The organism is Sphingobacterium shayense (assembly GCF_013179575.1).
Classification (GTDB): Bacteria; Bacteroidota; Bacteroidia; order Sphingobacteriales; family Sphingobacteriaceae; genus Sphingobacterium; species Sphingobacterium shayense.
Genome location: NZ_JABMCQ010000043.1, coordinates 1 through 26758, shown reverse-complemented (window position 1 = coordinate 26758; position 26758 = coordinate 1). Strand labels below are relative to the sequence as shown.

The following is a 26758-nucleotide window of genomic DNA, read 5'->3' as shown; positions in this document are numbered from 1 at the left end:
GCCTCACTCCCTTAGCATACAAATTGGGTTTAGTAGGGGAGGATAGACTACAAAAGGTCAAGAAGAAAATTGAAAATGCAGATCAAATCGTAACGTACTTAAAAAAATATAGTGTTGCACCGGAGCTTATGAATCCAACGTTAATAGAACTAGGTTCATCCGCGATAAGTCAAAAATCCAAACTATTCGGTATACTTACACGGCCACAGGTAAACATAAAATCTCTAACAAAAGCTGACAAAGCATTTGGTGACCTACTTGAGCGATTCGATGAAGAAACAATCGAACAGGCAGAAATAAAAGTGAAATACGAAAGCTACTTCGAAAAAGAAATGGAAATTGTAAATAAAATGAAAAAGATGGAGGATAGAGAAATAAATCCGGATTTCGATTACAACACCATTTTGTCACTGTCGATTGAAGCACGAGAAAAATTGCTTAAAGTAAAACCGCGTACACTTGGTCAAGCATCAAGAATTTCGGGGGTCTCACCGTCAGACATTAGTGTTTTAATGGTACACATAAACTAACTAATTGATAATCAAAAGATTACAAATAAAACAGTACAACACAAAATAAAGCCGTTTAACGAGTTATTTTACATAATATGAACAGAAGGTCCAAAATTAAAGAAACTGTATTAAAACGCAGGAAAAAGCTAAATATAAAAAATGTAGTATTGAGCTGCTTTATCCTTCTTATATTTTTAACATTAACACGATGCGCAAATATTCAACGACCAACTGGCGGACCAAAAGACTCGGTCCCGCCTACGTTAATAACAGCGTCACCAGCTAATTTTTCAACAAACTTCACCGAGCGAAAAATAACATTGGAATTTGACGAGTATATTAAACTAAGTAATCAATTCAAAGAGTTTAGCATTAGTCCGGATGTAGAAGAGGTTGTTGACTACCGAGTTCGTAAGAAAAATTTAGTAATAACATTGCCTGACACCTTAGAAGAAAACACCACCTACACAATAAATTTCGGAAAAGGTTTAGGAGATTATAATGAGGGAAATCCCGTTTTAAATTATAACTACGTCTTTGCAACAGGTCCAGAATTAGACTCGCTTACGATCAGCGGAACGGTAACAAACGGACTTACCAAATCATTTGACCCAAAAAAAGACGAAAATATTAAAGTGTTGTTAATACCGGTGTCCCAAGATTCAATATTTGGTAAAAAGAAAGCAAGTATATTTACAAATGTAGATACTTCTGGCAACTTCAAATTTCAAAATCTTCGTGAAAACAGCTATAGAATCTATGCCCTAAAAGAACAAAATAATGACCGAATATTTAATGGACAAGACGAATGGATCGGATTTCAAAACGATAGCCTCGACTTAAAAGATGACATTTCAGGAATACATCTGGAGATCACAAAAGCATTCCCAAAAAATATACGTTTGATGGAAAAAAAGGTCGAACCACAAGGGAATATATTGCTTACGTTTAACAGACCCGTAAAACATCCAACCGTTAACATCTTGTTTCCCCCAGAGCTGAACGAAACGAAAATTGAAAAAATTAACTTTACAGAAGATACCTTACGCGTGTTTATCGCAAACCAAGAGTTAGACTCTCTTAGGTTGGAAGTAAAAACCGATCAAGAAATAATAGACACAACGCTCATCCGGGTGGCGAAAAACATAAAATCGGAACGGGATATTAAACCTCAACTAAACATTACAAACAAAGTAGATAGAACACGCCACATTACTTTGACTGCTGCGACGCCACTATCATCGGTAGACAAATCTAAAATCCTTATATACGAAGATTCCGTATCCAGACGCAACTTTCAATTGCAACAAGATTCAGTAAATACAGAACTTTACCATATTCGGTATAACTGGAGGCCTGAAAAAAACTATGAACTTGTCATTGAAGAAAATGCCCTAAATGGGCCGTTTGGTGATACTAATAAAGAGTTCAAGAACAGCTTCACACTAGATGAGTCAGATAATTACGGAAATATAAATTTTGTTTTGAACGGATTGGACAGTACGATGAACTATATAGTGGAACTTATCGATGAAAGTAAAGAAAAAGTATTCGATAGGCGATATGTGACTGCAAAATCGCCGAACCTTAATTATACAAACTATCCTGGAGGAAAATACTCGATCCGTGTGATATACGATGAAAATACTAACGGAAAATGGGACCCAGCGGACGTATACTTAAAAAGGCAGGCGGAGGATATCTGGTATCTAGATAAGACTTTTACAATACGCGCCAATTGGGATCAAAATGAAACGCTAGTTATCCCTCCTTTAGATAAATAAGAGTTATTGATCCACCGGATCAGAAAACCAGGTACTATAATGAACGTAGTTATGTGGAAGCTGTTGAAGCAATGCAATCTGATCATCGGTTAAAGGTTTGATCTTTTTCGCGGGAATACCCGCGTATAAAAAACCGGACTCTAAAACCGTGTCTTCCAAAACTACCGCTCCAGCAGCGACAATAACATTCGACTCAACAACTGTTCGGTCCATGACTATGGCGCCCATTCCGATTAACACATAATCATGAATCACACATCCATGCACAATCGCATTATGTCCCACATTCACGTAATTACCAATATCCGTACCGTTACGGTTAAAAGTACAATGTATTACAACACCATCTTGAATATTGGAGTAGTTGCCAATTCGAATGTAATTCACATCACCCCGAATCACTGCATTAAACCAAATAGAACACTTATGTCCAATAACAACGTCACCAACAATTGTTGCATTATCAGCAATAAAAACGTCAGATTCAATCTGAGGAGAAACTCCCTTAACGGGTAAAATAACCGCCATATCTATAAAATTGTATCTTTTAACTGATTCTCTTTCTCGGGAAAATCAGTTGTATAATGTAGTCCTCTACTTTCCTTTCGCTGCATCGCAGACTTAACAATCAGATAAGCTACTTGAATTACATTTCTAAGTTCACATAACTTTACCGACAGCTTTGTATTCTTATAAAATGATTCTGTTTCTTCATAAAGAAAACCTAACCGACGCATTGCCCGATCAAGTCTAAAATCGGAACGAACAATACCAACGTAATCGCTCATCAATTTCTGCGTCTCACGTAAATTATGAGTTACTAAAATCTCCTCATTTAATAACTGAGCTTTAGATTCATCCCACTCTGGTATATTCTCCGCGAAATCAAGGGAATTAAATATAATTCTAGAATCCTCGAATATTCTATGAGCATAAACAACGGCCTCTAAAAGTGAATTCGATGCCAATCTATTGGCACCATGTAATCCAGTAGACGAACATTCTCCACAAGCATACAAGTTAGAAATCGTTGTACGACCATTTAAATCCACCAGAATACCTCCGCATAAATAATGTGCTGCAGGAGTTACCGGAATAAAATCCTTCGTCATATCAAGACCGATAGAGAGACACTTTTCATAAATATTAGGGAAATGAGCAATAATATCGGCCATCTTACGATGCGTAATATCTAAAAAGACATAATCAATCCCCGATCGCTTCATCTCATTATCAATCGCGCGTGCAACAATATCCCTCGGCGCCAACGAACCACGATCATCATATTCCTCCATAAAAGATTCGCCATTGACGCGCCTAAGTACGCCACCGAAGCCACGTACTGCTTCCGAAATTAGGAATGCTGGAGACTCCTTTGGATTATATAATGAGGTAGGGTGAAACTGTATGAACTCCATATTTCGAACTTTACCTTTAGCTCTATAAACCATGGCTATACCGTCACCGGTTGCTATCGTAGGATTTGTGGTACTAGCATATATATGTCCCGCGCCTCCAGACGCCATTAAAGTAATCTTACTTAGAAATTTCTCAATACGTCCAGATCTACTGTCTAAAGCATAAATACCAAAGCACTTAATATCTGATGTACTCTTATCTACATGCTCTCCTTGGTGATGTTGCGTTATTAAGTCAACAGCAAAATAATGTGTCAATATCTCGACATTTGGATGTGCATGAACCTGTTCTAACAGTGCCCTTTCAATCTCATAGCCCGTAATGTCTTTATAATGTAGAATTCTATGTTTAGAATGTCCCCCTTCTCTGGCTAGGTCATAATGATCTGCGTCAACTTTGTCAAAGTTTGTCCCATAATCTATAAGCTCCTTTATTCGATCAGGTGCTTCCTTAACAACGTTTTCCACAACTTGACGATGGCATAAACCGTCCCCAGCAACCTCAGTATCAAGTATATGCTTATCAAAGCTATCAGACTTATCCACAACTGCAGCTACCCCCCCTTGAGCATACTTAGTATTGGACTCATCCTCATTGGATTTAGTCAGAATTAACACTTTCCCTAACTCCGCCGCCTTTAGCGCGAAACTCAAACCGGCTATCCCGGACCCTATAATTAAAAAATCTACCTTTCTATTTGCCATACTCTATTCCTAACAGCCTTGATATTCTCCTATAGTTAACAAATTAACAAAATATGTGGAAAACCTGTATATAAACGGTGGACTAAAATTTAAAACTTTATTAGTTTCCACAATTTGATGGTTGAAAGGCCAAAACGTGTTCAAAGATTAAGGCAAAGTAACCGTTATATTAACATTATATGAACACAAAAGAATACACAAAAAAATATGGAAAGAAAAAACAGTATAAAACCATTTGTCTGAATATCAGGCTAAATACACTAAATTAATGTTAATAAATTGTTGATAACACGTAGTAAAACACTTTTCCAAAAAGAAAATACATCACTTATCCCCATTTTGCACACACTAATAAACAATAAGATTCTTTATTTAAAAAAAGATTATAAATTATTAGAAAAAGAGAATGTGGAGAGCGATAAATTTTGATTGTCTACATTTGTGCTATGAGAAATCCACGTGAAACAGCAAAATTAATTTAGTACGAACAGAGAGATCAGTTATTATCGAATGTACTGGTTCGCTTAAAAGCTATTTAGTAAAATTTATTATCCCTTGATAATCAGTTTGATAAGTATAATATCATAGGTTCAATTTATTGAAATACAATTAGTTACGTTATTATAAAGTAAATTTATATGTCCCATGGAGATGAATTCAAATTAACATCGGTCTTCGAATATGGGTAGAGTTGTTGAATAAATGGTTTGGTGCCTTGATTTGTGTTCTAAATCTAATAAAATTAAAGAAGTTTTACATGGAATAGATCCGTTTACAAGACGTTCCGATTTCTTTCTTTACTTTTGTAGCAGAGCTAAGTCAAACTATTATAATTAGGTTTAGAATACGAGAAGAGATGAACAGAACTTTTGAACGTGACCTTCAATCGAAAGGTTATATTGATGAGCCAATAGACCCAACAATTGATATTGTTACAGAAATTAATCGACTAAAGAAAGAGAAAAACGCCGTTATCCTTGCACATTATTACCAAGAATCAGAGATACAAGATATTGCTGATTACATTGGTGATAGTCTTGGATTATCGCAACAGGCAGCAAAAACTGATGCCGATATGATCGTTTTTGCTGGCGTACATTTTATGGCTGAAACGGCTAAAATATTGTCGCCTTCGAAAAAAGTATTGTTGCCCGATTTAAAAGCTGGTTGTTCCCTCTCTGATAGCTGTCCTCCACATTTGTTTGCTAAGTTTAAACAGCAGTATCCCGACCATTTGGTGATCACATATGTAAATTGTACCGCAGAGTTAAAAGCGTTATCGGACATTGTGTGCACGTCTTCAAATGCCGTTCAAATTGTTCAAAGTCTACCTGAAGATCAAAAGATCATATTTGGTCCTGATAAAAATTTAGGAGATTACGTGAAAAAGAAAACCGGTAGAGATTTAGTGTTATGGAACGGAGCCTGTATGGTTCATGAAATTTTTTCGCAGGATAAAATTCAAAATTTGCGAGCACAGTTTCCGAACGCTAAATTTATTGCGCACCCTGAATGTGAAGATCATATTCTAAAGCAAGCAGATTATGTGGGTTCAACTTCGGGTATGTTAAAGTACACTATTGAAGACTCTGCTCAACAATTTATTGTGGCAACGGAATCGGGTATTTTGCACCAAATGCAAAAATCAAGTCCAGGTAAGATGTTTATTCCTGCACCACCTAATAATGTCTGTGCATGTAATGACTGTCCGCACATGAAGTTGAATACCCTAGAAAAGCTCTACAACTGCTTATATTATGAACAGCCAGAAGTAGATCTTCCTTCGGACGTTATCGAAAAGGCTAGAAAGCCAATCGAACGTATGTTGGAAATCTCTGAACGTTTTGGTTTATAAACGAAAAAACGAATGTTTGACAATAAAGAAAAAACAGATATTAATAAATTGGGAGAATTTGGTTTAATATCTTATCTCACAAAAGCTGTAGAAATCACAGAATCTTCTACTATTAAAGGAATAGGCGATGATGCCGCTGTATTAGATTTTTCAGATAAAAAGACATTAATCTCTACGGATCTTTTGCTTGAAGGTATCCATTTTGATTTGCGGTACGTTCCGTTAAAACATCTTGGTTATAAAGCTATCCAAGTAAACTTAAGTGATATATATGCGATGAATGGTATCGCATCACAGGTTACTTTTTCTATAGGATTGTCTTCTAAATTTCCATTAGAGGCTGTTGAAGAAATTTACGAAGGAGCGTTGATAGCTTGTAAAAAATATAATGTAGATTTAATTGGTGGCGATACGTCTGCCTCAGTGCAGGGGCTAGTTATCTCAGTGACTAGCATTGGATACGCAAAAGCTGAAAAAATTGCTTATAGATCAGGAGCGAAAGAAGGAGATTTGCTATGTGTTAGTGGTGATCTCGGCGGAGCTTATATTGGGTTGCAACTTTTAGAACGTGAAAAACAAGTATACTTAGAAAACCCCAATATTCAACCTGATTTAGAAGGTAAAGATTATATAGTAGAACGACAATTAAAACCCGAAGCACGCAAAGATATTATTGCTTTATTTGAGGATTATGACATCCAGCCTAATGCTATGATTGATGTCTCTGACGGTTTGGCATCAGAAATAATTCATATTTGTGAAGCTTCTAAGGTCGGATGTAAATTGTATGAAGAAAAAATACCTATCGATCCGATGACATATGATACTGCACGAGAATTCGGTTTAGATCCTACAATATGTGCTTTAAATGGTGGAGAAGATTACGAGCTACTTTTCACGATTCCTCAAGAACAATACGATAAGGTTAAAAATCAACTTGATATTACCATTATTGGGTATATAACTGAAGAAAGTGCGGGCAGAGAAATGATTTCCAAATCCGGTCATGTACATCCTATTAAAGCACAGGGTTGGAATGCTTTTAAAGAAAAAGAATAGATTAGTTTTTTTTCTATAGTAATAATATAAAGGGGTTTTCAATAACGGTTAACTCTTTTTTTGTACTTGTAGTGTTGCGGGGAAGGTGGGACTTTTGATTAAACTAAGAATATCTTTTTTAAGGTAGAATCAGAAAACGAAAGTATCTAGGGTTAATATAGAGTATTCTTTTTAATTTTAGACTATATTTAACCAGTTGTGGCGCGATGAAAAAACCATTATGGACACCCACCAAGGCGTATATAGAACATTCTCCGTTATATGAATATCAACAATATATTGCCGACAGACACGATGTAAAGATAACCGACTATGCACAGATGCATCAATGGTCGATCGATAACTTAGCTATATTTTGGGAAAGTATCTTACATTTTTTTAATGTAAAGTACTCTGGTCAATATAATACTGTTTTTACACATCGTGACGATGGCAGTGATTTTACCGATATTAATTGGTTTGAAGGAATATCATTAAGCTATTGTGAAAATATTTTTTTAGGTAAAAATCCTAATGCTATTGCAGTAAAATATGCGGATGAGAACACTAGTTATTTAGAGTTTACTTGGGAAGAACTTAAAACGAAAGTTTCTTGTTTACAGCAGTATTTAAAAGACAATGGAATACTTGAGGGCGACCGCGTTGTTGGACTACTTAATAATACGGTTGAGACATTAGTTATATTTCTAGCGGTCAATTCTATCGGCGCTATTTGGTCTTGTTGCTCGCCGGATTTTGGAGATACGAGTATTGTAGAGCGATTTAATTTGATCCAACCTAAAATGCTTTTTGCTGAAACATCCTACCAATATTCAGGAAAGCAGTTCGATAAATCTTCTACAGTGCTGACGATTCTAAGTGAAATAGATTCGATCGAAAAATCTGTGGTTATTAACAGTAGGGAGTGGGATGGTATCTTTGTAGATTATTCGAGCACAGAACTTCTATTCCATCAGGTGAGGTTCGATCATCCTTTATGGATACTGTATTCTTCTGGTACAACCGGAAAGCCAAAGGCGATTACTCATCGTACCGGAGGAAATTTAATCGAACATTTAAAAGCTCTTGCATTACACCAGAATGTGCAAGAAGGTGATAATTTTTTGTGGTATACTACCACAGGATGGATGATGTGGAATTATGCTTTATCCTCGCTGTTATGCGGAGCTACGCTCTGTTTATATAACGGTGCAATAAATTACAAGAGTCATCAAACTTTTTGGAACTTCATAAAACAATCTAAAGTAGATCATTTAGGTGCGGGGGCTGCATATTTTTCATCGATTCACGATCTTACTATAACAGGTTATATACCTAAAGTAATAGGTTCAACAGGTTCCCCGTTACCAGAAGCAACTTTTGAAAATTTACAGCAAAAGTTTCCTGAGGCACATATTATTAGTCTTAGTGGAGGAACAGATGTGTGTAGTGCATTTTTGTCAGGTTGCTCTTTAATACCAGTATATCCAGGCGAAATTCAATGCCGCACGCTTGGTTCTGATATAGTAGCTTATGACGACCATCAAAAGGAAGTTGTAGATGGACTAGGCGAACTGGTCATTAGACAGCCTATGCCCGCTATGCCATTATATTTTTGGGGTGATAATGAAAACAAGAAATATAAAGAGAGCTATTTTTCGTCTTATCTTGGGATATGGAGTCATGGCGATTGGATTGAAATAAATAAACGTGGCGGGATTATTATGCACGGGAGGTCAGATTCTACGCTAAATAGGGGTGGCGTGCGCATAGGTACTGCAGAAATTTATAATGCTTTGTTAACGGTAGTCGGCATTGCTGATAGTTTGGTTATTGTAAAAGATCGCTCGGCCGGGGATTCTGAAATGATTTTATTTATTCAACTTGATGGTAAGTCCAATTTTGATGAGGTAGTTGAAAAAGCAAAATATACGCTAAGAACAGAATATAGCCCAAGACACGTACCCGATCTTTTTTATCAAATACATGATATTCCTTATACGCTCAGTGGAAAAAAGTTAGAGATTCCTATAAAGAAAATTTTTGCTGGTCTTCCACCGGACAAGGCTGTTATTAGGGATATAATGCGTAATCCAGCTTCGCTCGACGAATATGTAAATATCTATAACAAGCTTAATTAAGTTTGTATTACTCCAAGTTTATATGTTTCATCTATAGGTTGGTGGTTCGCAACTTCAATACCTAGGGATATTACTTTCCGCGTTTCAGAAGGATCAATAACGCCATCTACCCAAAGTCGTGCAGCGGCGTAATATGGGCTAAGTTGACTCTCATATTTGTCTTCAATCTGTTTTAGTAATTTACCTTTATCATCTTCGTTTAACGGAATATTTTTTCGCTTAAGGGCTGATTCTTGGATCTGCAGAAGGGTTTTCCCTGCCGAAGCACCACTCATAACCGCCATTTTTGCAGTAGGCCAAGCATAAATTAATCGTGGGTCGTATGCTTTACCACACATAGCATAATTTCCTGCACCGTAACTATTTCCTACAATGAAAGTAAATTTAGGAACAATAGAGTTTGCCATAGCATTGACCATTTTTGCTCCGTCTTTAATGATTCCAGCATGTTCAGATCGTGATCCCACCATAAACCCTGTCACATCTTGAAAGAAAACAAGAGGGATCTTTTGTTGATTGCAATTCATAATAAATCTAGCAGCTTTATCCGCAGAGTCTGAATATATCACGCCTCCCATTTGAAGTTCATTTATATTACCAGGTTTTTTTGCTTTAACTACTTCACGTTGGTTGGCTACGATGCCCACAGCCCATCCATCGATACGTGCCAGTGTACAAATTATAGTTTTACCATAATCCTTTTTATATTCCTCCATGGTGTCTTTGTCTACAATTGCTTTGAGGAGTTCCCGCATATTGTAGGGCTTTAATCGATCTTGAGGTAAATAGGAATAGATGAAATCTTCAGCATATTCAGGAAGCACGGGGGTCGCCCTTGAAAAATTAGCTTGTCGATTAAGTCCGAATTTGTCGACGATATTTCGAATAGCGGCTAGGCAGCTTTTATCGTCTGGAAATTTATTATCTGTAACTCCAGAGATCTCACAGTGTGTTGATGCTCCTCCTAAAGTTTCATTGTCTATTACTTCACCGATAGATGATTTTACTAAATAGGAGCCCGCTAAAAATACAGATCCAGTTCCTTCGACGATAAGTGCATAATCCGACATGATCGGAAGGTACGCTCCGCCAGCAACGCAGGGGCCCATAATAGCAGATATCTGAGGAATCCCCATTGCTGATATTTTAGCATTGTTTCTAAAAACACGCCCGAAGTGTTCTTTATCTGGAAATATTTCGTCTTGCATTGGAAGGTAAACACCAGCAGAGTCGACTAAATAAATAATTGGAATATGATTCTCCATAGAAATTTCTTGCGCTCGAAGATTTTTTTTTGCAGCAATTGGGAACCATGCACCTGCTTTCACGGTTGCATCGTTTGAAACAACCACACACAGACGGTTAGAAACATACCCTACAACAACTATTACCCCTCCATTTGGACAACCGCCGTGTTCCTGGTACATGTTATCTCCAGCGAACTTACCTATTTCAATATAGGATTTATCGCTGTCAAGTAAGGTGAATACGCGCTCCCATGCGGTTAATTTACCCTGTTCTCTCTGCTTGTTTAATTTATCTATACCTCCTCCTACATGGAGTTTTTTAGTTTTATTTTCTAATTCAGTTAATAGTTCTTGCATGACCAGTTTTTTTAAAAACTTTATAATTTACAATTGGTTAATGTTGTAATAATTACAATTATTTTAAAATACGAATAGTTTTTTATATTTTTCGTAAATCAGTTATAAACATACAAAATATTATGTTACAAATTTATGAAAATGAGCAATTAGCTTTGGTTCGCGAAAGTGTAAAACAGTTCACAAAGTCGTTTATTAAACCACATATAATGGACTGGGATGAGAGACAGTACTTTCCAATTGACGTATTTAAAAAACTAGGAGAATATGGATTCATGGGGGTATTGGTTCCTGAAGAGTATGGAGGGTCAGGATTGGGTTACCAAGAGTATATTACTATATTGGATGAGATTTCTAAGGTTTGTGGTTCTATTGGTTTATCCGTAGCAGCTCATAATTCTTTGTGTACGAACCACATCCTGTCTTTTGCTAATCAGGAACAAAAACAAAAATATCTTCCAAAGCTAGCCACAGCAGAATTCATTGGCGCTTGGGGATTGACAGAAGCGGAGTCCGGATCAGATGCGGGAGGATTAGCAACGACGGGCGTGCTTGATGGAGATTATTATATAATTAATGGATCTAAGACATTCATAACACACGCGATTAGCGGCGATATTGCTGTGGTTATGGTTCGGACAGGAGAAAAAGGCGATAAGAAAGGGGTTACTGCCTTTATTATTGAAAAGGATACTCCTGGTTTTACTGCGGGGCAAAAGATCGATAAATTAGGAATGCGTGCTTCAGAAACGGGGAGTTTGTTTTTTGACAACTGTAGAATACATAAAGACCAAGTAATAGGTAAGCCGGGTGAAGGCTTTGTGCAGGCGTTGAAGCTGCTTGACGGGGGAAGAATATCAATTGCCGCGTTATCTTTAGGCATCGCTCGAGGAGCGTATGAATGTGCTCTTGTTTATGCTCACGAACGTAAACAGTTTAATCAAAAGATATTTGATTTTCAGTCGGTCGCTTTTACATTAGCAGATATGGCTACTAAAATTGAAGCCTCCGAACTTTTGGTTCGTCAGGCGGGGCAATTAAAAGATGAAGGAAAAATAATGACTAAGCAAAGTGCAATGGCTAAGCTTTTTGCTTCTGAGACCGCAGTCGAGGTGTCTAATGAAAGTGTTCAAATACACGGTGGATATGGTTTTACAAAGGATTTTCCAGCGGAGAAGTTTTTCCGTGATGCTAAATTATGTACAATAGGTGAGGGTACCAGTGCTATCCAACGTATGGTTATATCTAGAGAAATAGGGAAAGATGTTTAACAGAGAAATAGTACGGATCACGGACTGTCCAAGAGATGCTATTCAAGGTATGGATACGTTTATACCCACGGCGAAAAAAATTGCTTACTTGAATAGTTTAATTTCTTCTGAACTATTTGATTTTATCGATTTTGGAAGCTTTGTATCACCTAGAGCGGTTCCGCAGTTGCGTGATACTGCTAAAGTACTTGAAGGTATTGAAAAAAGGAAATCTAGTAAACTGATAGCTATCATAGCTAACGAGCAGGGAGCTTCCATAGGAGTTAAGTTTAAAGAAATTGACTTCTTAGGGTATCCTTTTTCTGTTTCCGACACTTTTCAACGAAGAAACACAAATCGTAGTATTGACGACTCATTTTCTTCGGTTTGCGCTATTAAAGATATTCTTGATAAATCAAAGGGTCCCGCGCTGATGATTTATATTTCTATGGCTTTTGGCAATCCTTATCAGGATCCTTGGCATGAGGAGATCGTACTTGGCTGGATTGATAGATTAAAAAAACTGGGTATACGTAAATTTTCTATCGCAGACACGACTTCGGCAGCGAGTGCCGCCCAGGTAGGCAATCTTTTTAATCTTATTAATGGTCAGTTTGATGATTTAGAATTGAGTATACATTTACATAGTCATCCTGATCGAGCGAGCGCGAAAATTGAAGCAGCATTTCAAGCAGGCTGTCGAATCTTTGAAGGAGCTATATTGGGTTACGGTGGCTGCCCATTTGCGCAAGATAAAATGGTGGGAAATATTCCTTCGGAACTTTTAATTCATAAATTTAAAAGTACGGAACAGCATAAAGTACAATCAATTATTACAAATTTTAATTATATGATTTCCGATGGAGTATAAGTTTATAAGATTAGGTCTAGATCGGTACCGAAAGGAGGCAACGCTTGTGTTAGCCCGAGAAGAAAAACGTAATGCATTTACCCCGACGATGGTTAATGAGATTGCTCATGCTATAAATCAAATTAATGATGACCCGAATGTTAACCTTGTTATAATGAAAGCTGAGGGTCCGGTTTTCTGCGCCGGCATGGATTTGAAGACGTTTAATGATTCAACGTTGGATACACTTAACCCAAATATTGTTAATAAAGATCTTTCTTTGGGCGATGTTATCCGCGGGCTTATTAAACCTTCCATTGCAATTATAGAAGGGGATGTTATTGCCGGGGCGTTCCTTCTTGTTTTAGGTTGTAGTTATGTTTATGCAGCACCAAATGTTCGTTTTAAATTACCCGAATTAGATTTAGGTCTCTTCCCTTTTCAGGTCATGGCTAGTCTTTTGCGTATAGTTCCCGAAAAAAAGGTGCTCCAGCTTTGTTTAGAAACAGATTATTTTGATGTAAAGCGGGCGATAGAATTAGGGATTGTTGATGGGCTATTAGATACTGAAAAAGTAGACGAAAGAATCAATTATCTTCGAAATGTTGAAGTTGAAGCTTTAACGGCTGGTATTAAGAGCTTGCACGAACTATCGGATATGAATAGCTCCCTTCAATATGACTTTCTAAAAAGCCGTTTAAATCAGCTTAGAATGAACAAAAGTAATAAATCTCGTTAATTCAAATCAGTTCGTTTTTCGATCCAGAAATTATTGTAGCCGATACCAATTTCTATTTCTAAAATTTTTTGCTGTAGCATTTCCAACACAGCTAAGAAATTGTAAACAAACTGCACTTTATTTTCGGAGTGTTTTTTAATTTGTTGAAAATCCAACTTAGAATTTAATGCAATAAGATCGGTAATTGCTTTCTTTTGTTGTTCAATTGTGTAAGGGTATTTAACGACAGTATGAGTGACTTCCTTAGTTCGGTGAGTGAAATTAAACATAAGCTTTTCATAGACTACTAATAGCTTGTATAGGTCGAACGTATCCAAGTGCTCCTCGGCATTGTTTTGTTTACGCGCTAAGGCATTATCGAATTCTAAATTGGCGCGTGTGTGTATTTTAGTTCGCGCCTCTTCATAGTGGCGGAGATCGTCGCAAATTTCTTTGAATTGCTTATATAGTATAAGCTTTTGCGTTAGTTCTCGTTTTAAGTCGATTTCATTTTCCGCGTCATCAAGTTCTGGACGGGGAAGTAACATTTTTGCTTTTATTCGCATCAATGTTGAGGCTACGAAGATAAATTCACTAGCTAGTTCGATGTTTAGAGACTGCATACGTTGAATGAAATCAAGAAAATCGTCGGTGATTTTAGAAATGGGAATATCATGAATATTCAATTCGTCACGTTCGATAAAAAATAAAAGAAGATCAAACGGTCCCTCGAACTGTTCTAGTTTAATCTCGTAAGCTTCATTCTGCATATTCAGTTCAAAAATAAGTATTTGTAAAGGAAAAAAAAGGCTTTAGTTAATGAATTCATAAAATTGAATAAACTTTTATTTAGTTGGTATGTTCTGTATTTTAGTGAATAAGTCGTTAATTTGTAACTTATTTATATGGGAAAAGATATGCAAGTAGAGGCAGGTCCTTTGTTAAAAAATATACATTATCCTTCAGAGCTACGTCAATTAAACACGGCTCAGCTAGAGGAATTTTGCCAAGAATTACGTCAGTTTATCGTCGATATTGTATCGGTAAATGGGGGGCATTTTGCGGCAAGTTTAGGTGTAGTTGAATTAACTGTAGCACTTCATTATGCGCTTAATACGCCATATGATCAAATTATATTTGACGTGGGACATCAGGCGTATGGTCACAAAATTATCACCGGTCGTCGGGATATTTTTCACACCAATAGGGTAATGGGAGGCATTTCAGGCTTTCCTAAGCGTAGCGAAAGCGAATATGATACATTCGGTGTAGGACATTCCTCAACGTCTATATCAGCAGCCCTTGGAATGGCAGTTGCATCGGAGTACAAAGGAGAATCGGATAGACAACACGTTGCAGTTATCGGTGACGGAGCGCTAACCGGCGGAATGGCTTTTGAAGCACTGAATCATGCCGGGATAGAGAAATCTAATTTACTTGTTATATTAAATGATAATTGTATGTCCATTGATCCGAATGTGGGAGCAATGAAAGAATACTTGACGAATATTACGACGTCAAAAAGTTACAATAGATTTCGTGATGATTTAGTCGCGGTATTGACAAAAATTTCTAAGAATGGTCCGGATGCGTATGGCTGGGCGAAAAAGTTAGAACAAAGTATTAAAGGAACGCTGCTAAAGAATGCAAATCTATTTGAGTCGCTGAATTTTCGTTATTTTGGCCCAGTAGATGGACACGACGTTGTTAAACTTACCAAGACAATTGAAGATTTAAAAAGTATTTCTGGACCTAAACTATTGCATGTAGTAACTGTAAAAGGGAAAGGCTATGCGCTTGCAGAAAAAGATCAAACGAAATGGCATGCGCCAGGATTATTTGACAAGATTACAGGAGAATTCAAAAAAAGTAGTAATCAAAAGCCACAACCGCCAAAATTTCAAGATGTTTTTGGGCATACGCTAGTAGAGCTCGCGCAGAGCAATGAAAAGATAATGGGTATTACCCCAGCTATGCCCTCAGGATCGTCTATGAATATAATGATGAAAGCGATGCCTAACAGAGCATTTGATGTTGGGATTGCCGAACAGCATGCGGTAACTTTTAGCGCTGGTCTAGCTTCGCAAGGGCTTGTTCCATTCTGTAATATATATTCGACTTTTATGCAAAGAGCATATGATCAGGTAATACACGATGTTGCTTTACAAAAACTCAATGTCGTCTTTTGCTTGGATAGAGCGGGACTTGTGGGTGCGGATGGGCCTACTCATCACGGAGCGTATGATATAGCATTTATGCGCTGCGTTCCGAATTTAGTGGTTTCCGCACCGATGAATGAGGAAGAATTACGCAACTTGATGTATACGGCGCAGCTTCCAAATCAAGGGCCGTTTGTAATCCGATATCCACGTGGAAGCGGCGTTATGGTAGATTGGGAACGCCCATTGGCAGAAATTACAATTGGTAAGGGACGTAAAATACATGACGGAGAGGAATTGGCTATCTTAAGTTTTGGAGCGATCGGTAATGAAGCAACTAAGGCTATCCAGATATTAAATGAAGAAGGTATTCATCCAGCCCATTATGATTTACGTTTTGCGAAGCCGCTTGATGAATCTTTGTTACACGAAGTCTTTAAAACATACAGAAATGTTATTACGTTAGAAGATGGATGTTTGATGGGAGGTGTTGGCTCAGCTGTTCTCGAATTTATGGTAGATCATCGTTATTCCGCACAGGTGGTACGTTTAGGAATTCCGGATGAAATCATTGAACACGGTGAACAGGCGGAACTTTGGAAAGTGTGCGGCTATGATGCACAATCTATCGTGGAATCAAGTAAAAAATTAACCCGCGGGATTAAAACGGATTCGCTCGTATCTTAACAAACTGAGAACGAAAAACTAAAGGGAAGAATTTAACAATTCTTCCTTTTTTTTTAGCATTTAAAACTCGTATATTTAAAAACGAAGAACGCGCAATAGTTTTCCACACCCACTAGCCGATAAACAGTTTTTTCAGTAAAATAACAGTTCCTGGATAAGCTAAAACCCTGTTGTTGAAAAGTATTTGTTGTTTGAGTTTTTGAGCTTTCAATGGGCCTATTTTTCTACATAAGTACCTGATTATTAGTTGTTTTGTATTTATTTTAAATTTAAGTTTTTTTGCTCAATATTTTTTGTGATCTTCGTCTTAAGGGAAAGTTTTACACACTTTCTTTGTCAAATATTGGTTTTCAAGTTATTAACAATTTAAGAATGGAAAAAACGTACACAAGTGTTTGGAACAGCTGTCTTCAGATCATTAAAGACAACATTCCAGCGCAGAGTTTTAAGACCTGGTTTGAACCTGTGAAGGCGGTTGGTCTAAACGGAAACGTTTTAACGATTCAAGTACCATCGGTATTTTTCTACGAGTGGCTCGAGGAGCACTATGTAGGTATCCTTCGTAAGACTATTAAGAAATTCTTAGGGGAAGGGGGACGCCTAGAGTACAACATCATCGTAGATAAATCGTCTGCAAATACACCTTACACCACAAATATTCCGTCAAATGGAAATGGTGCCGAAGGTAAAAAACAATCTATTCCTGTACCGGTGGCTTTGAACAAGAATATCAAAAATCCTTTTGTTATTCCTGGGTTAAAGAAGCTACAGGTAGATCCTCAACTAAACCATCATTATACCTTCGATAATTTTATTGAGGGAGAGTGTAACAGATTAGCGCGTTCGGCTGGCTTTGCGGTTGCAAATAAACCTGGAGGTACATCTTTTAATCCGTTAATGCTATATGGTGACGTAGGACTAGGAAAAACGCACCTTGCCCAAGCAATCGGTAATGAAATTAAAAGGAATTTACCTGATAAGCTTGTTATTTATGTTTCCTGTGAGAAGTTCTGTCAACAATTCGTTGACTCTTTAAAGAATAATACGATTAACGACTTTGTTAATTTCTATCAGGCGATGGATGTAATTATTATGGACGATGTACACAATTTCGCGGGTAAAGAAAAGACTCAAGACATCTTTTTCCATATTTTTAACCATTTACACCAGTCTGGGAAACAGATTATTTTAACATCAGATAAACCACCGAAGGATTTGTCTGGTTTGGAAGAGCGTTTATTAAGCCGTTTTAAATGGGGATTGTCGGCAGATATTCAGATTCCTGATTTGGAGACGCGAATGGCTATCTTGAAAAAGAAAATGTATTCCGACGGAATTGAGCTTCCGGACAACGTAGTAGAGTATGTCGCTACCCAGATAGACAATAGCGTGCGTGAGTTAGAAGGTGCAATGGTCTCTTTATTAGCGCAATCGACTTTGAATAGGAAGGAGATTGATATTAATCTCGCCAAATCTATGTTGAAGAACTTTGTCAAAAATGCGCACAAAGAGATTTCGATGGAGTACATACAGAAACTTGTCTGTGAATATTTTGAAGTGCCTGTAGAGATGGTTAAATCAAAAGTCCGCAAAAGAGAAATCGTGCAAGCTCGTCAAATCTCGATGTATTTGGCTAAGAATCATACGAAGTCCTCGTTGAAGTCAATTGGTAGCTTCTTTGGGGGTAGAGACCACTCTACAGTAATTTACGCGTGTCAAACCGTAGAAGACTTAATAGAGACGGATAAGAAATTTAAGACCTACGTTCAGGATATTCAAAAGAAATTGAAGACGTCTTAAAAAGAGCTTATTTTTGAATGTAAAAAGTGCGGAACCGATATAATGTGTTTCGCACTTTTTTATGATAGCAGGTATTTTTCCTAGATGTAGGAGTTTGGATATGCACTACAGTTAAGATCTCTTTGTGTATAGTTCTTAGGCATGGAATCGTTTATTGGTTTATATACAGAGCCTAGTTTATGGGGCCAGGAGGTGTAGAAATCTTAAATTTATACGGGAGGATCAGCCGATGTCAAAAAAGAAAGTCGAGGCGCATTGAATGGCCTCGACTTGTAATATATTGTAACTATACTCTGAGAAATCTAATGTTACATCCAATTATTGTTGTGGTTGTAACGGTTCTGCTGGTTCTTGTGTTGGTTCCATAGGTTCTGTCGGCTGTTGTGTTGGCTCGACAGGTTGTGGAACCGTAGTTGGAGCAGCAGAAGCCTCTTCTTTTGGACGTTCAGATACGTATGTTTCAAATAACGGCTTTTGATCATCCGTTAATTTTTCAGCGACTTGTGCGTCGGTAGTCGCTTGTTGTTTGTTTAATGCCTCAGATAATAATTCTGGCGACAAGGTAGCGTCTGCTTTAAGAGCTTCTTTGGCTTTGTTACCTTCTACTAAAATTGGTAATATTTCAGTGGATTGATCTTCAGTAAGCGTTAAAGTTGAAGTAAGTGTTGTTACTTCTTGCTTTGCTGTTTCTTCTGGATTCGATTGAGCGAATGTCAATGTTAGTGCACATAATAAACTTACACCTGTTAAAAATAACTTTTTCATAACTCTTAATTTTATTTTAATTTCTAAATTTTAAACGTTCTAAATGCGTTTTGTACATATATAACTCCGTTTGTGTATAAAATGTTGTCCCAATTGTATCAGCTATGTTACAATTTAACAAAGATTAACAAAAGCAATTTTGAGATATGGACATGATAAAAGTGCCTATTATCAGTTTAAACGCATTTTTTAGCTGTTTTTTTATAGAAAATGAGATGTTTCGGCCCGCGGTAAGAAGATACAGAAAGGTGCGGAATAAGGACCCTAGAATAAAGAGGTACCCGATAAGAAATCTAATTTTTAATATGAAAGGCTCGGCTTAGCATAGAATCGAAAGCCATCTTTTGTCCAAATAATATTTGCTGCTGTATAGGAACAATATATATTGGATGGGATTCTGTAAAGGATTTAGGAAGCCTCTGAAAGTCTTTCTCGGTTGTAATAATAATTTTTGGTTCGCTTAAAATGTTTTGGAACGTATTGGAAATCTTTTTTAAATCAGATGAGGAATATGGGTGATGGTCGCGAAAAGAAATATGAGTTAAAGCACTTACATTGGATTTCAAATGAATCAATAATGGTTCCGGCTTTGCGATTCCTGTAAATAAGACTGCTTCGTACTTGCAAAGTTCGTTTAGCGGTATGGTTTGTTTTTTATCATTTTCCAGATTACCGTAGCTAATTGCAGCATAAAAGATCTGTGCGGATGAGTATTTACGTAGTTTGCTTTCGAGGGAAAATTTGATTTCTGAATTTATTTTGTCCGGACATTTGGTAATCACTATAATATTTGCTCGTTTGCTTTCCGGAAGACCATCGCGAAAATTTCCTGTAGGTAAAGGTAAAATAGGACCTAATAATGATTTATAATCAAATAACAATACAGTGAAACTAGGCGTGAGTGCACGGTGTTGATAAGCGTCGTCAAGTAGGACTCCGGACGTATTATCACCAATCTTTTTTAAAGCAAGTACGCGACTTTCGCATACGAAAACCCTGGTGTGGGGAAACTTGCGTTTGATTTGAAGCGGCTCATCTCCAACTAGATGTACTCCATCTTTCTCAGTAACCTCTCGAAATCCTTTCGTCTTACGACCGTAGCCACGGCTCAGCAGCATAATGTCTTTATTGGGACTAATAAGCCGTAAAATGTATTCCGCCATCGGACTTTTTCCGGTGCCTCCCACAGCTAAATTTCCAATGACGACGACAGGAAATGTGAAGGAGGTGCTTCTAAAAAGGTCATAATCATAAAAACGATTGCGCAACCACATAATTGCTCCATAAATAATGCTTATAGGGAATAGTATAATTCGCAACATGCGCATCATCTTTATTTTTGGATAAGTTGAACGCCTACGTCGGTGATTTCCCGAAGAGGATTTTCACGCATATTTTGTTCGATTCCTACTGTATACACGCCGGTATCTGGAAAAGTGTAGTTTTCCTTGAGTAGAAGCTGGTTTTCATAAAGGTTACCGGCGTTGTGACCTAGCCATCTACCATCCTGCCGTGCAAGAGTTAATTCGTGCCTGTAGGTTGTGTCTTGATTTCTTGGGCCTTCTTGATGCACCAGTATGAATAAGTTTGCGTAGTCATATTCGCCAGTGTGTCGAATATTGACCCAAAGGTCAAATGGCTTACTATTGTCTTTAATTTCAATATTAAATGTCGGTACTTGAGCGTATGTCCAAGCACGATTTTCAATAGGCTTGTTGACCTGATAAAAGACATCGTTTGTGCAACGTGTAAAAAATAATACGGTTAAAAGACACCAAAATAGTCCTTTCATATTGTTCTTTAGTAAAGAACCTAGCCCTTAAATTTCTTTTAGGGCTAGATTTTGTGAGTTCTTTCTTATACGTTAGTCGATCCCTTATTCTCGTTATTATTCTCGTTGTTTTTATTGCGGTTACGATTACGGTTGTTTCGTCGTTTCTGACCACCTTCCGTTGCCGGTTTCGCTGTGTCGTTATTACCATTTGGTTTAACGCCTCGTGGACGGTTTTCGCGAGGAGGTCTCGTTTTAGCTTCCGTTTTATTGGAGGCGGTGGGTTTTCCCTCAGAAACTTTTTCTGTTTGTGCTGGTGCTCCAATGTCTTTTTTGCTTTTAGACTTCTTGCGTTTTTTCCGTTTATTTTTTTCGTCAAGACGCGTTAGCGAATCTTGACCGACAACATTTTCGTAATCAAACGATACAGGTTTTTCCACCTCTTTGGGTTGGAAAGTCGCGATAAGATCGCCAACTTTTTTGCCCTCTTTATTCAACGCAGCGTATTCTTTTACCTTGTTTACAGGGATTGGAATCCAGCTTTCAGCGCCAGGATAGGAGTACCATAGTATCTTTTTAAAGATATCTGTTTTTTGTAAGTAAGCGGTTCCCACCTCTGTGTCTAAACGATCTACATTGTTTGGAATATCACGAAGGGCATCCATGTAGCTATCAAGTTCATAATTTAAACAACATTTAAGTTTACCACATTGTCCCGCTAATTTGAGGGTGTTTAGTGATAAATTTTGATACCTTGCCGCTGAGGTAGATACTGTTTTAAAGTCTGTCAGCCAGGTTGAACAACAGAGCTCACGGCCGCAAGAACCTAAGCCACCTAGACGACTAGCCTCTTGACGCATACCTATTTGCCGCATTTCAATACGAATACGGAAGGATTCTGCCATTCGTTTGATAAGCTCTCGGAAGTCTACGCGACCCTCTGCTGTATAATAAAAGGTCGCTTTAGTCTTGTCTCCTTGGTAATCCACATCTGATATTTTCATCAACAGGCCGAGTTCCAAGGCGAGGTTCCGTGCACGATGCATCGTTTCCCATTCCAAATCTTTTGCGGCGTTATACTTCGCAATATCAGATTCGTTCGCTTTACGATAGATCTTTTTTTCTACCGCTTCGATTTTTACATTATTTTTTTTGAGTTGCAGGCGTACAAGTTCGCCCGTTAAAGATACATGCCCGATATCGTAACCACCGGTTGATGGTTCGACAGCAACCATTTCTCCCATCTCCAGATATAGATTGTCTGTGTTTATGAAGAAATCTTTTCGAGAGCCCTTGAAACGGACTTCTACAATGTCAAAAGGTTTATAGTTAGATGGCAAATCCATGTCGGAAAGCCAATCGTATACATCTAATTTATTACATCCGCTAGTCATGCAAGAGCCATTATCTTGGCAACCTGCAGGGGTTTTTCCAGTAGCCGTCGTTGAACTGCTACCGCACCCACCTCCGGATGAGCAACTGCCACATCCCATATTTTCTTACTTTATATATTGAGTCCCTTGTGGGAACGTTTGATATTTAAATATTAATACTAATTGCAAAGATACGTCTAAAAATAATATTTTAGGGTTCGCATTGCGTTCCACTTTGTAATGCGTTTGTTCCAGCAAATTTATTCCTTCTTCAAGTTGCTTCGTCGTGTAATTTTCGCTGAATTTTCGTACAAACTCTAACTCCTCGCCTTGTAGGAGTACTAATTGCTCTAATCCTTGCTGCAACAAAATAATTTGACGAAGCATATTTATGGCATAAATTAAGAAATTTTTCTGGTTTTCTCTTCCTAATTTTGGAAAGTCTGCGTCACAGAATTTTATGATGTTTACCCCAGAGTCTGTAACGATGAATCGCAACCAGCTGATTAAAAGCTTAAAAAAGGGATTCTCCTCTTGTTCTATTAGGTTTAATGCTTGTTGAAGGCTTCCATCGGAAATAAAAGCTAATTCAGTTGCCCGTGCGGCCGAAAGTCCTTTTTGTTCTGTAAGATATTTAACTACATCATGGTGATGTAGCTTATTAATTTTAATTAGTTGGGTTCGAGATATAATTGTATTTAAAATACGGTCTTGATTTTCGGAGACCAAAAGGAATAAAGTTTTTTCAGGCGGTTCTTCAATCAGTTTCAATAGAGCATTTCCTTGAATATCTAGATATTCTGGAAGCCAAAGGATCAATACTTTGTATTCTGCTTCGAATGCCTTAAGGCTTAATTTTTTTATAATATCATGTGCTTCAGCTATATTGATATTAGCCTGCTTATTCCCGCCATCGAGATTCTCCCGCCAGTAGTCTATACTTAAGTAAGGATTCGCGATAAAACTCTTACGCCACTGCTCAAGATAGGAACTTGCGACAGGCGTTTCTTTTGATGCATAAAAAGGATAGGAAAAATGTAGGTCTGGGTGGATAAGCTTCTGATATTTGTTGCAGGAATTACATTTTCCACAGCTGTCGTCTTCCTGTTTATTCTCACAATTTATATATTGCGCATAGGCGACTGCAAGAGCCAAATTTCCAGATCCTTCGGGACCTAAAAACAATTGTGCATGACTCACGCGGTTCTCTTTTACCGTGTTTATCAACTGCGTTTTAACCGGCTCATGACCTATAATATTTTTAAACTGCATATTCGTATACAAATGTAGTAATTAATTGAATTGCGATGAGAATTAACGCCTGAAGAGTTTAAAAATGTTGATTATTATCCGTAATATTGCATATAAAAAATCTATAAAATTCAGGTAATGAGATTTATTGTATCCACGTCAATTTTATTAAAGCAATTACAGGCGATTAACGGCGCATCTAGTAATAGCACTGTTCTTCCAATTTTAGAAAACTTTCTGTTCGAAATTAAAGATAATTTGTTGACAATTTCGGCAACGGACCTCCAAACGAGTATGGTTACTTCGCTCCAAATTGAAGCCAAAGAGGAGGGACGAGTCGCTATGCCATCGAAGATCTTAATCGAAACATTAAAAACCCTTCCTGATCAACCTGTGGCGTTCTCAGTGGATACAACAACTCTAGCAATAGAAATTAGTGCTGGTGACGGTAAGTATAAGCTTAGTGGAGAGAATGCAGATGATTTTCCGAAGATTCCGGTAATTGAAAACGTTTCTACGGTTAAACTTGAATCAGCAGTGTTGTCTGAGGCGATCAATAAAACTATTTTTGCAGTAAGTAACGATGAGCTTCGCCCTGCGATGTCAGGTGTTCTTGTACAACTTAGTGAGCAGAGCATTACCTTTGTTGCGACAGATGCACATAAGCTTGTTCGTTACCGCCGGACAGACATTGGTACGGAAAAACCGTTAAGCATCATATTACCTAAAAAAGCCCTTACCTTGCTAAAGTCCTCTCTTCCCTCGGACGAGACGGTAGTATCGGTAAACTACAATAATACAAATGCTTTTTTTGAATTTGCTAATATCCAATTAATCTGCCGATTGATTGATGAACGTTATCCAGATTATGAAGCGGTGATCCCACAAGTGAACCCGAATAAATTAACTGTTGATCGATTGTTGTTTTTAAACACTTTACGACGTGTAGTTATCTTTGCTAACAAGACCACGCATCAGGTGAGATTAAAAATTTCGGGTAGTGAATTAAATATTTCCGCAGAGGATTTAGATTTCGCGAATGAGGCACATGAGCGTTTAAATTGCCAATTCGAAGGAGATGACATGGAAATAGGTTTTAACGCGAAATTTCTTGTGGAAATGCTATCAAATTTAAGTTCTAACGAAGTCGTAATCGAAATGAGTACCGCGAATCGCGCAGGACTTCTTCTTCCCGCTGTCAAAGTGGATAATGAAGATATTTTAATGTTGGTTATGCCAGTGATGTTGAATAATATTTAAACTACTGCATTTTGGAAATAATTTATTCCCTTATTGATTTCATATTGCATATCGATAAGCATCTAATTGAAATAGTTAACGATTATCGCACATGGACCTACTTGATTCTGTTTCTCATCATTTTTGCTGAGACAGGTTTGGTCGTCACTCCTTTTTTGCCGGGAGACTCCTTACTGTTTGCTGCGGGAGCAATCATTGCTATGCCGGAAACAGAGTTAAATATTTTTGTGACTTGGGGTCTTCTTCTCACTGCGGCGATATTGGGTGACTTGGTCAATTATCACATCGGCCAATATTTAGGGCCGAAGGCCTTTAGTGGAAAATATAAACTTCTGAAAAAAGAATATCTTGAAAAGACTGAACGCTTTTACGACAAGTATGGCGGTAAGACGATTATTTACGCGCGATTTGTGCCAATAATAAGGACGTTCGCTCCCTTTGTCGCCGGGGTGGGTTCAATGTCTTATAACAGATTTGCGTCTTACAACGTTATTGGTGCCCTTGCTTGGGTAACGGGATTTTTGTTCATTGGTTACTTTTTTGGTGGCTTACCGATCATTAAAGACAATTTTACGATTGTCGTATTTGCGATTATCGGGTTATCATTATTGCCCCCCGTTATTGAAGTTATAAAAGAAAAGATGAATAAGAAACCGGCCTAAAGGTAGGATCAAACACGAAATTTTTTAAGCCCTTAGTTATAACTCGCTGAGGGCTTTTTTGTTGCATAAAAAGTTGTATTCAAGGTTAAACGTTGGGTGGTTCAGCGGGTCTATTTTAATAAATAGATAAACTCGATGCGTATTCTTATTACATTTTTTTGCATATTTCTTGTTAGTACAAGTTTCGCTCAGCGAAAAAAAATATCAATTGATAAAAGGGAAGCTAAGCAAGCTTTTGCTTACCTGAATGCAGCGCGCTCTAATCCAAAAAGAGTTATGCGTGACTTAGGCGTTCGGTTTAACGCCAAAGACGTATCGAACACCCAATTGCGTTGGAATGCCGAGCTGGCTGAGGCGGCGGAAAGGCGTGCCAAGGATATGGCACAACGTGACTATTTTGATCACACTACACCGGAGGGCATAGGACCGAATCACTTTATAAATCAGGCCGGGTACCGGTTAAATCCAGATTGGTTAAGGAAGCGCTCTGCAAATAATTTTGAGTCGATTGCCGCCAACCAACCTACAGCAGTTGATGGAATCAAGGCGTTTATTATTGGCCTTGGGTCGCCTGGTTATATGCACCGCAAGCATGTTCTTGGCATGGATAGCTGGAACGGCTCGTTGAGGGATATAGGTATTGGTTTTGTTCGCGTACCGTCAGGCGCTCGATATAAAACGTATTTGTGTGTTATAATAGCAAAACATGATTGGGAATAGATCTGTTTTGGCTATTTCTACCGGTATTTATTCCTTGTTTGTGACTTTTTGTTTTAATATTCAAGTTTTCATTTTCACTTTTCATACCTTTGCATATGATAAAATCAATGACAGGGTATGGTATTGGCACCCAGGATAATGGGTCGGTCAAATATACAGTAGAATTGAAGTCCCTGAACTCCAAATTTCTCGAACTTAACCTTCGTCTACCGAAAGCGGTTTCTGAAAAGGAGTTCACCCTACGGACAGAGAGCTCTAAGCTAATTGAGCGCGGTAAGGTGAACATGACTGTTACTGTGGAATATGCAGATCAAACCGCGAAAGCGTCTACGATCAACGGGAAGCTTTTAAAACAATACTATAAACAACTTAAAGAGATATCTGAACAACTAGGCGAATCAGATAATAACCTTTTTCAGTTGGCTTTAAATATGC

Annotated in this window: 22 protein-coding genes and 1 pseudogene; 14 read left to right on the top strand and 9 right to left on the bottom strand. The window is 37.7% G+C overall.

Annotation, left to right across the window (positions count from 1 at the left end; genetic code table 11):
• Together HP439_RS07320 and HP439_RS07315 are read left to right on the top strand one after the other, a co-directional pair.
• Positions 1-530, top strand: a pseudogene (locus HP439_RS07320) (tRNA uridine-5-carboxymethylaminomethyl(34) synthesis enzyme MnmG); the annotation flags it as partial.
• 77 nt (positions 531-607) lie between these two features.
• Positions 608-2296, top strand: a complete 1689-nt coding sequence (locus HP439_RS07315) for an Ig-like domain-containing domain (protein WP_172389685.1) — start codon at positions 608-610, stop codon at positions 2294-2296.
• Positions 2297-2299: 3 nt separating this feature from the next.
• Here HP439_RS07315 and HP439_RS07310 read toward each other — a convergent pair whose 3' ends face one another.
• Both HP439_RS07310 and nadB read right to left on the bottom strand, forming a co-directional pair.
• A complete protein-coding gene (locus HP439_RS07310) occupies positions 2300-2824 on the bottom strand; it encodes a gamma carbonic anhydrase family protein (RefSeq protein WP_172389684.1) in 525 nt (174 codons plus the stop codon).
• Between the two features lie 2 nt (positions 2825-2826).
• Entirely contained in the window at positions 2827-4419 is a 1593-nt protein-coding gene (nadB, locus tag HP439_RS07305; protein WP_172389683.1) for an L-aspartate oxidase, read from the bottom strand.
• Between the two features lie 856 nt (positions 4420-5275).
• Here nadB and nadA point away from each other — a divergent pair.
• The 3 genes from nadA to HP439_RS07290 all read left to right on the top strand — a co-directional run bounded on the left by nadA (position 5276) and on the right by HP439_RS07290 (position 9453).
• Positions 5276-6274: a quinolinate synthase NadA gene (nadA, locus tag HP439_RS07300; RefSeq protein ID WP_172389682.1), complete on the top strand. Its 999-nt coding sequence runs from the start codon at positions 5276-5278 to the stop codon at positions 6272-6274.
• 12 nt (positions 6275-6286) lie between these two features.
• A complete protein-coding gene (thiL, locus tag HP439_RS07295) occupies positions 6287-7333 on the top strand; it encodes a thiamine-phosphate kinase (protein WP_172389681.1) in 1047 nt (348 codons plus the stop codon).
• A 206-nt stretch (positions 7334-7539) separates the two neighbouring features.
• Complete coding sequence (locus tag HP439_RS07290) at positions 7540-9453, top strand: acetoacetate--CoA ligase (RefSeq protein WP_172389680.1); 1914 nt, start codon at positions 7540-7542, stop codon at positions 9451-9453.
• Here HP439_RS07290 and HP439_RS07285 read toward each other — a convergent pair.
• Complete coding sequence (locus tag HP439_RS07285; RefSeq protein WP_172389679.1) at positions 9450-11057, bottom strand: acyl-CoA carboxylase subunit beta; 1608 nt, start codon at positions 11055-11057, stop codon at positions 9450-9452. The genes HP439_RS07290 and HP439_RS07285 overlap by 4 nt on opposite strands.
• Before the next feature lie 122 nt (positions 11058-11179).
• Between HP439_RS07285 and HP439_RS07280 the strand changes: the two genes are divergently transcribed.
• From HP439_RS07280 to HP439_RS07270, 3 genes are read left to right on the top strand one after another with little or no spacing between them, the layout of a single operon-like run.
• Positions 11180-12328 (top strand): acyl-CoA dehydrogenase family protein, encoded by a 1149-nt coding sequence (locus HP439_RS07280; protein WP_172389678.1) that lies wholly within the window; start codon positions 11180-11182, stop codon positions 12326-12328.
• Positions 12321-13178, top strand: coding sequence for a beta/alpha barrel domain-containing protein (locus HP439_RS07275; protein ID WP_172389677.1), 858 nt, complete (start codon positions 12321-12323; stop codon positions 13176-13178). The genes HP439_RS07280 and HP439_RS07275 overlap by 8 nt, the downstream gene beginning before the upstream one ends.
• On the top strand, positions 13168-13896 hold the full coding sequence (locus HP439_RS07270) for an enoyl-CoA hydratase/isomerase family protein (RefSeq protein WP_172389676.1): 729 nt from the start codon (positions 13168-13170) through the stop codon (positions 13894-13896). The genes HP439_RS07275 and HP439_RS07270 overlap by 11 nt, the downstream gene beginning before the upstream one ends.
• On the opposite strand, the gene HP439_RS07265 is transcribed toward HP439_RS07270, so the two are convergent.
• Positions 13893-14645, bottom strand: a complete 753-nt coding sequence (locus HP439_RS07265; protein WP_172389675.1) for a segregation and condensation protein A — start codon at positions 14643-14645, stop codon at positions 13893-13895. The genes HP439_RS07270 and HP439_RS07265 overlap by 4 nt on opposite strands.
• A 147-nt stretch (positions 14646-14792) precedes the next feature.
• On the opposite strand from HP439_RS07265, the gene dxs reads away from it, so the two are divergent.
• Together dxs and dnaA are read left to right on the top strand one after the other, a co-directional pair.
• A complete protein-coding gene (dxs, locus tag HP439_RS07260) occupies positions 14793-16721 on the top strand; it encodes a 1-deoxy-D-xylulose-5-phosphate synthase (RefSeq protein WP_172389686.1) in 1929 nt (642 codons plus the stop codon).
• 372 nt (positions 16722-17093) lie between these two features.
• Positions 17094-18521 (top strand): chromosomal replication initiator protein DnaA, encoded by a 1428-nt coding sequence (dnaA, locus tag HP439_RS07255; protein WP_172389674.1) that lies wholly within the window; start codon positions 17094-17096, stop codon positions 18519-18521.
• Between the two features lie 318 nt (positions 18522-18839).
• On the opposite strand, the gene HP439_RS07250 is transcribed toward dnaA, so the two are convergent.
• From HP439_RS07250 to HP439_RS07230, 5 genes are all read right to left on the bottom strand, one after another.
• Positions 18840-19286, bottom strand: coding sequence for a hypothetical protein (locus HP439_RS07250; RefSeq protein WP_172389673.1), 447 nt, complete (start codon positions 19284-19286; stop codon positions 18840-18842).
• A 293-nt stretch (positions 19287-19579) separates the two neighbouring features.
• Positions 19580-20608 carry a tetraacyldisaccharide 4'-kinase gene (lpxK, locus tag HP439_RS07245; protein WP_172389672.1) on the bottom strand — a complete coding sequence of 343 codons (1029 nt, stop codon included), beginning with the start codon at positions 20606-20608 and terminating at the stop codon, positions 19580-19582.
• Positions 20609-20619: 11 nt separating this feature from the next.
• On the bottom strand, positions 20620-21078 hold the full coding sequence (locus HP439_RS07240; RefSeq protein ID WP_172389671.1) for a gliding motility lipoprotein GldH: 459 nt from the start codon (positions 21076-21078) through the stop codon (positions 20620-20622).
• Between the two features lie 65 nt (positions 21079-21143).
• Positions 21144-22550: a PSP1 domain-containing protein gene (locus HP439_RS07235; RefSeq protein ID WP_172389670.1), complete on the bottom strand. Its 1407-nt coding sequence runs from the start codon at positions 22548-22550 to the stop codon at positions 21144-21146.
• Between the two features lie 6 nt (positions 22551-22556).
• Entirely contained in the window at positions 22557-23702 is a 1146-nt protein-coding gene (locus HP439_RS07230; protein WP_172389669.1) for a DNA polymerase III subunit, read from the bottom strand.
• A 117-nt stretch (positions 23703-23819) separates the two neighbouring features.
• On the opposite strand from HP439_RS07230, the gene dnaN reads away from it, so the two are divergent.
• From dnaN to HP439_RS07210, 4 genes are all read left to right on the top strand, one after another.
• On the top strand, positions 23820-24941 hold the full coding sequence (dnaN, locus tag HP439_RS07225; RefSeq protein ID WP_172389668.1) for a DNA polymerase III subunit beta: 1122 nt from the start codon (positions 23820-23822) through the stop codon (positions 24939-24941).
• Positions 24942-24952: 11 nt separating this feature from the next.
• Positions 24953-25603, top strand: a complete 651-nt coding sequence (locus HP439_RS07220; protein WP_172389667.1) for a DedA family protein — start codon at positions 24953-24955, stop codon at positions 25601-25603.
• Between the two features lie 135 nt (positions 25604-25738).
• Entirely contained in the window at positions 25739-26323 is a 585-nt protein-coding gene (locus HP439_RS07215; RefSeq protein WP_172389666.1) for a CAP domain-containing protein, read from the top strand.
• 95 nt (positions 26324-26418) lie between these two features.
• On the top strand, positions 26419-26758 hold a 340-nt coding region (locus HP439_RS07210; protein WP_343043521.1), incomplete at its 3' end, for a YicC/YloC family endoribonuclease.

Bases quoted from the DNA above. Each gene is read 5' to 3' on its own strand.
- HP439_RS07315 (WP_172389685.1), top strand. From the start codon at position 608: ATGAACAGAAGGTCCAAAATTAAAGAAACTGTATTAAAACGCAGGAAA.
- dnaN (WP_172389668.1), top strand. From the start codon at position 23,820: ATGAGATTTATTGTATCCACGTCAATTTTATTAAAGCAATTACAGGCG.
- thiL (WP_172389681.1), top strand. From the start codon at position 6,287: ATGTTTGACAATAAAGAAAAAACAGATATTAATAAATTGGGAGAATTT.
- dnaA (WP_172389674.1), top strand. From the start codon at position 17,094: ATGGAAAAAACGTACACAAGTGTTTGGAACAGCTGTCTTCAGATCATT.
- HP439_RS07230 (WP_172389669.1), bottom strand. From the start codon at position 23,702: ATGCAGTTTAAAAATATTATAGGTCATGAGCCGGTTAAAACGCAGTTG.
- lpxK (WP_172389672.1), bottom strand. From the start codon at position 20,608: ATGTTGCGAATTATACTATTCCCTATAAGCATTATTTATGGAGCAATT.
- HP439_RS07215 (WP_172389666.1), top strand. From the start codon at position 25,739: ATGCGTATTCTTATTACATTTTTTTGCATATTTCTTGTTAGTACAAGT.
- HP439_RS07280 (WP_172389678.1), top strand. From the start codon at position 11,180: ATGTTACAAATTTATGAAAATGAGCAATTAGCTTTGGTTCGCGAAAGT.
- HP439_RS07285 (WP_172389679.1), bottom strand. From the start codon at position 11,057: ATGCAAGAACTATTAACTGAATTAGAAAATAAAACTAAAAAACTCCAT.
- HP439_RS07240 (WP_172389671.1), bottom strand. From the start codon at position 21,078: ATGAAAGGACTATTTTGGTGTCTTTTAACCGTATTATTTTTTACACGT.
- HP439_RS07250 (WP_172389673.1), bottom strand. From the start codon at position 19,286: ATGAAAAAGTTATTTTTAACAGGTGTAAGTTTATTATGTGCACTAACA.
- nadB (WP_172389683.1), bottom strand. From the start codon at position 4,419: ATGGCAAATAGAAAGGTAGATTTTTTAATTATAGGGTCCGGGATAGCC.
- HP439_RS07235 (WP_172389670.1), bottom strand. From the start codon at position 22,550: ATGGGATGTGGCAGTTGCTCATCCGGAGGTGGGTGCGGTAGCAGTTCA.
- dxs (WP_172389686.1), top strand. From the start codon at position 14,793: ATGCAAGTAGAGGCAGGTCCTTTGTTAAAAAATATACATTATCCTTCA.
- HP439_RS07275 (WP_172389677.1), top strand. From the start codon at position 12,321: ATGTTTAACAGAGAAATAGTACGGATCACGGACTGTCCAAGAGATGCT.
- HP439_RS07270 (WP_172389676.1), top strand. From the start codon at position 13,168: ATGGAGTATAAGTTTATAAGATTAGGTCTAGATCGGTACCGAAAGGAG.
- nadA (WP_172389682.1), top strand. From the start codon at position 5,276: ATGAACAGAACTTTTGAACGTGACCTTCAATCGAAAGGTTATATTGAT.
- HP439_RS07310 (WP_172389684.1), bottom strand. From the start codon at position 2,824: ATGGCGGTTATTTTACCCGTTAAGGGAGTTTCTCCTCAGATTGAATCT.
- HP439_RS07290 (WP_172389680.1), top strand. From the start codon at position 7,540: ATGAAAAAACCATTATGGACACCCACCAAGGCGTATATAGAACATTCT.
- HP439_RS07265 (WP_172389675.1), bottom strand. From the start codon at position 14,645: ATGCAGAATGAAGCTTACGAGATTAAACTAGAACAGTTCGAGGGACCG.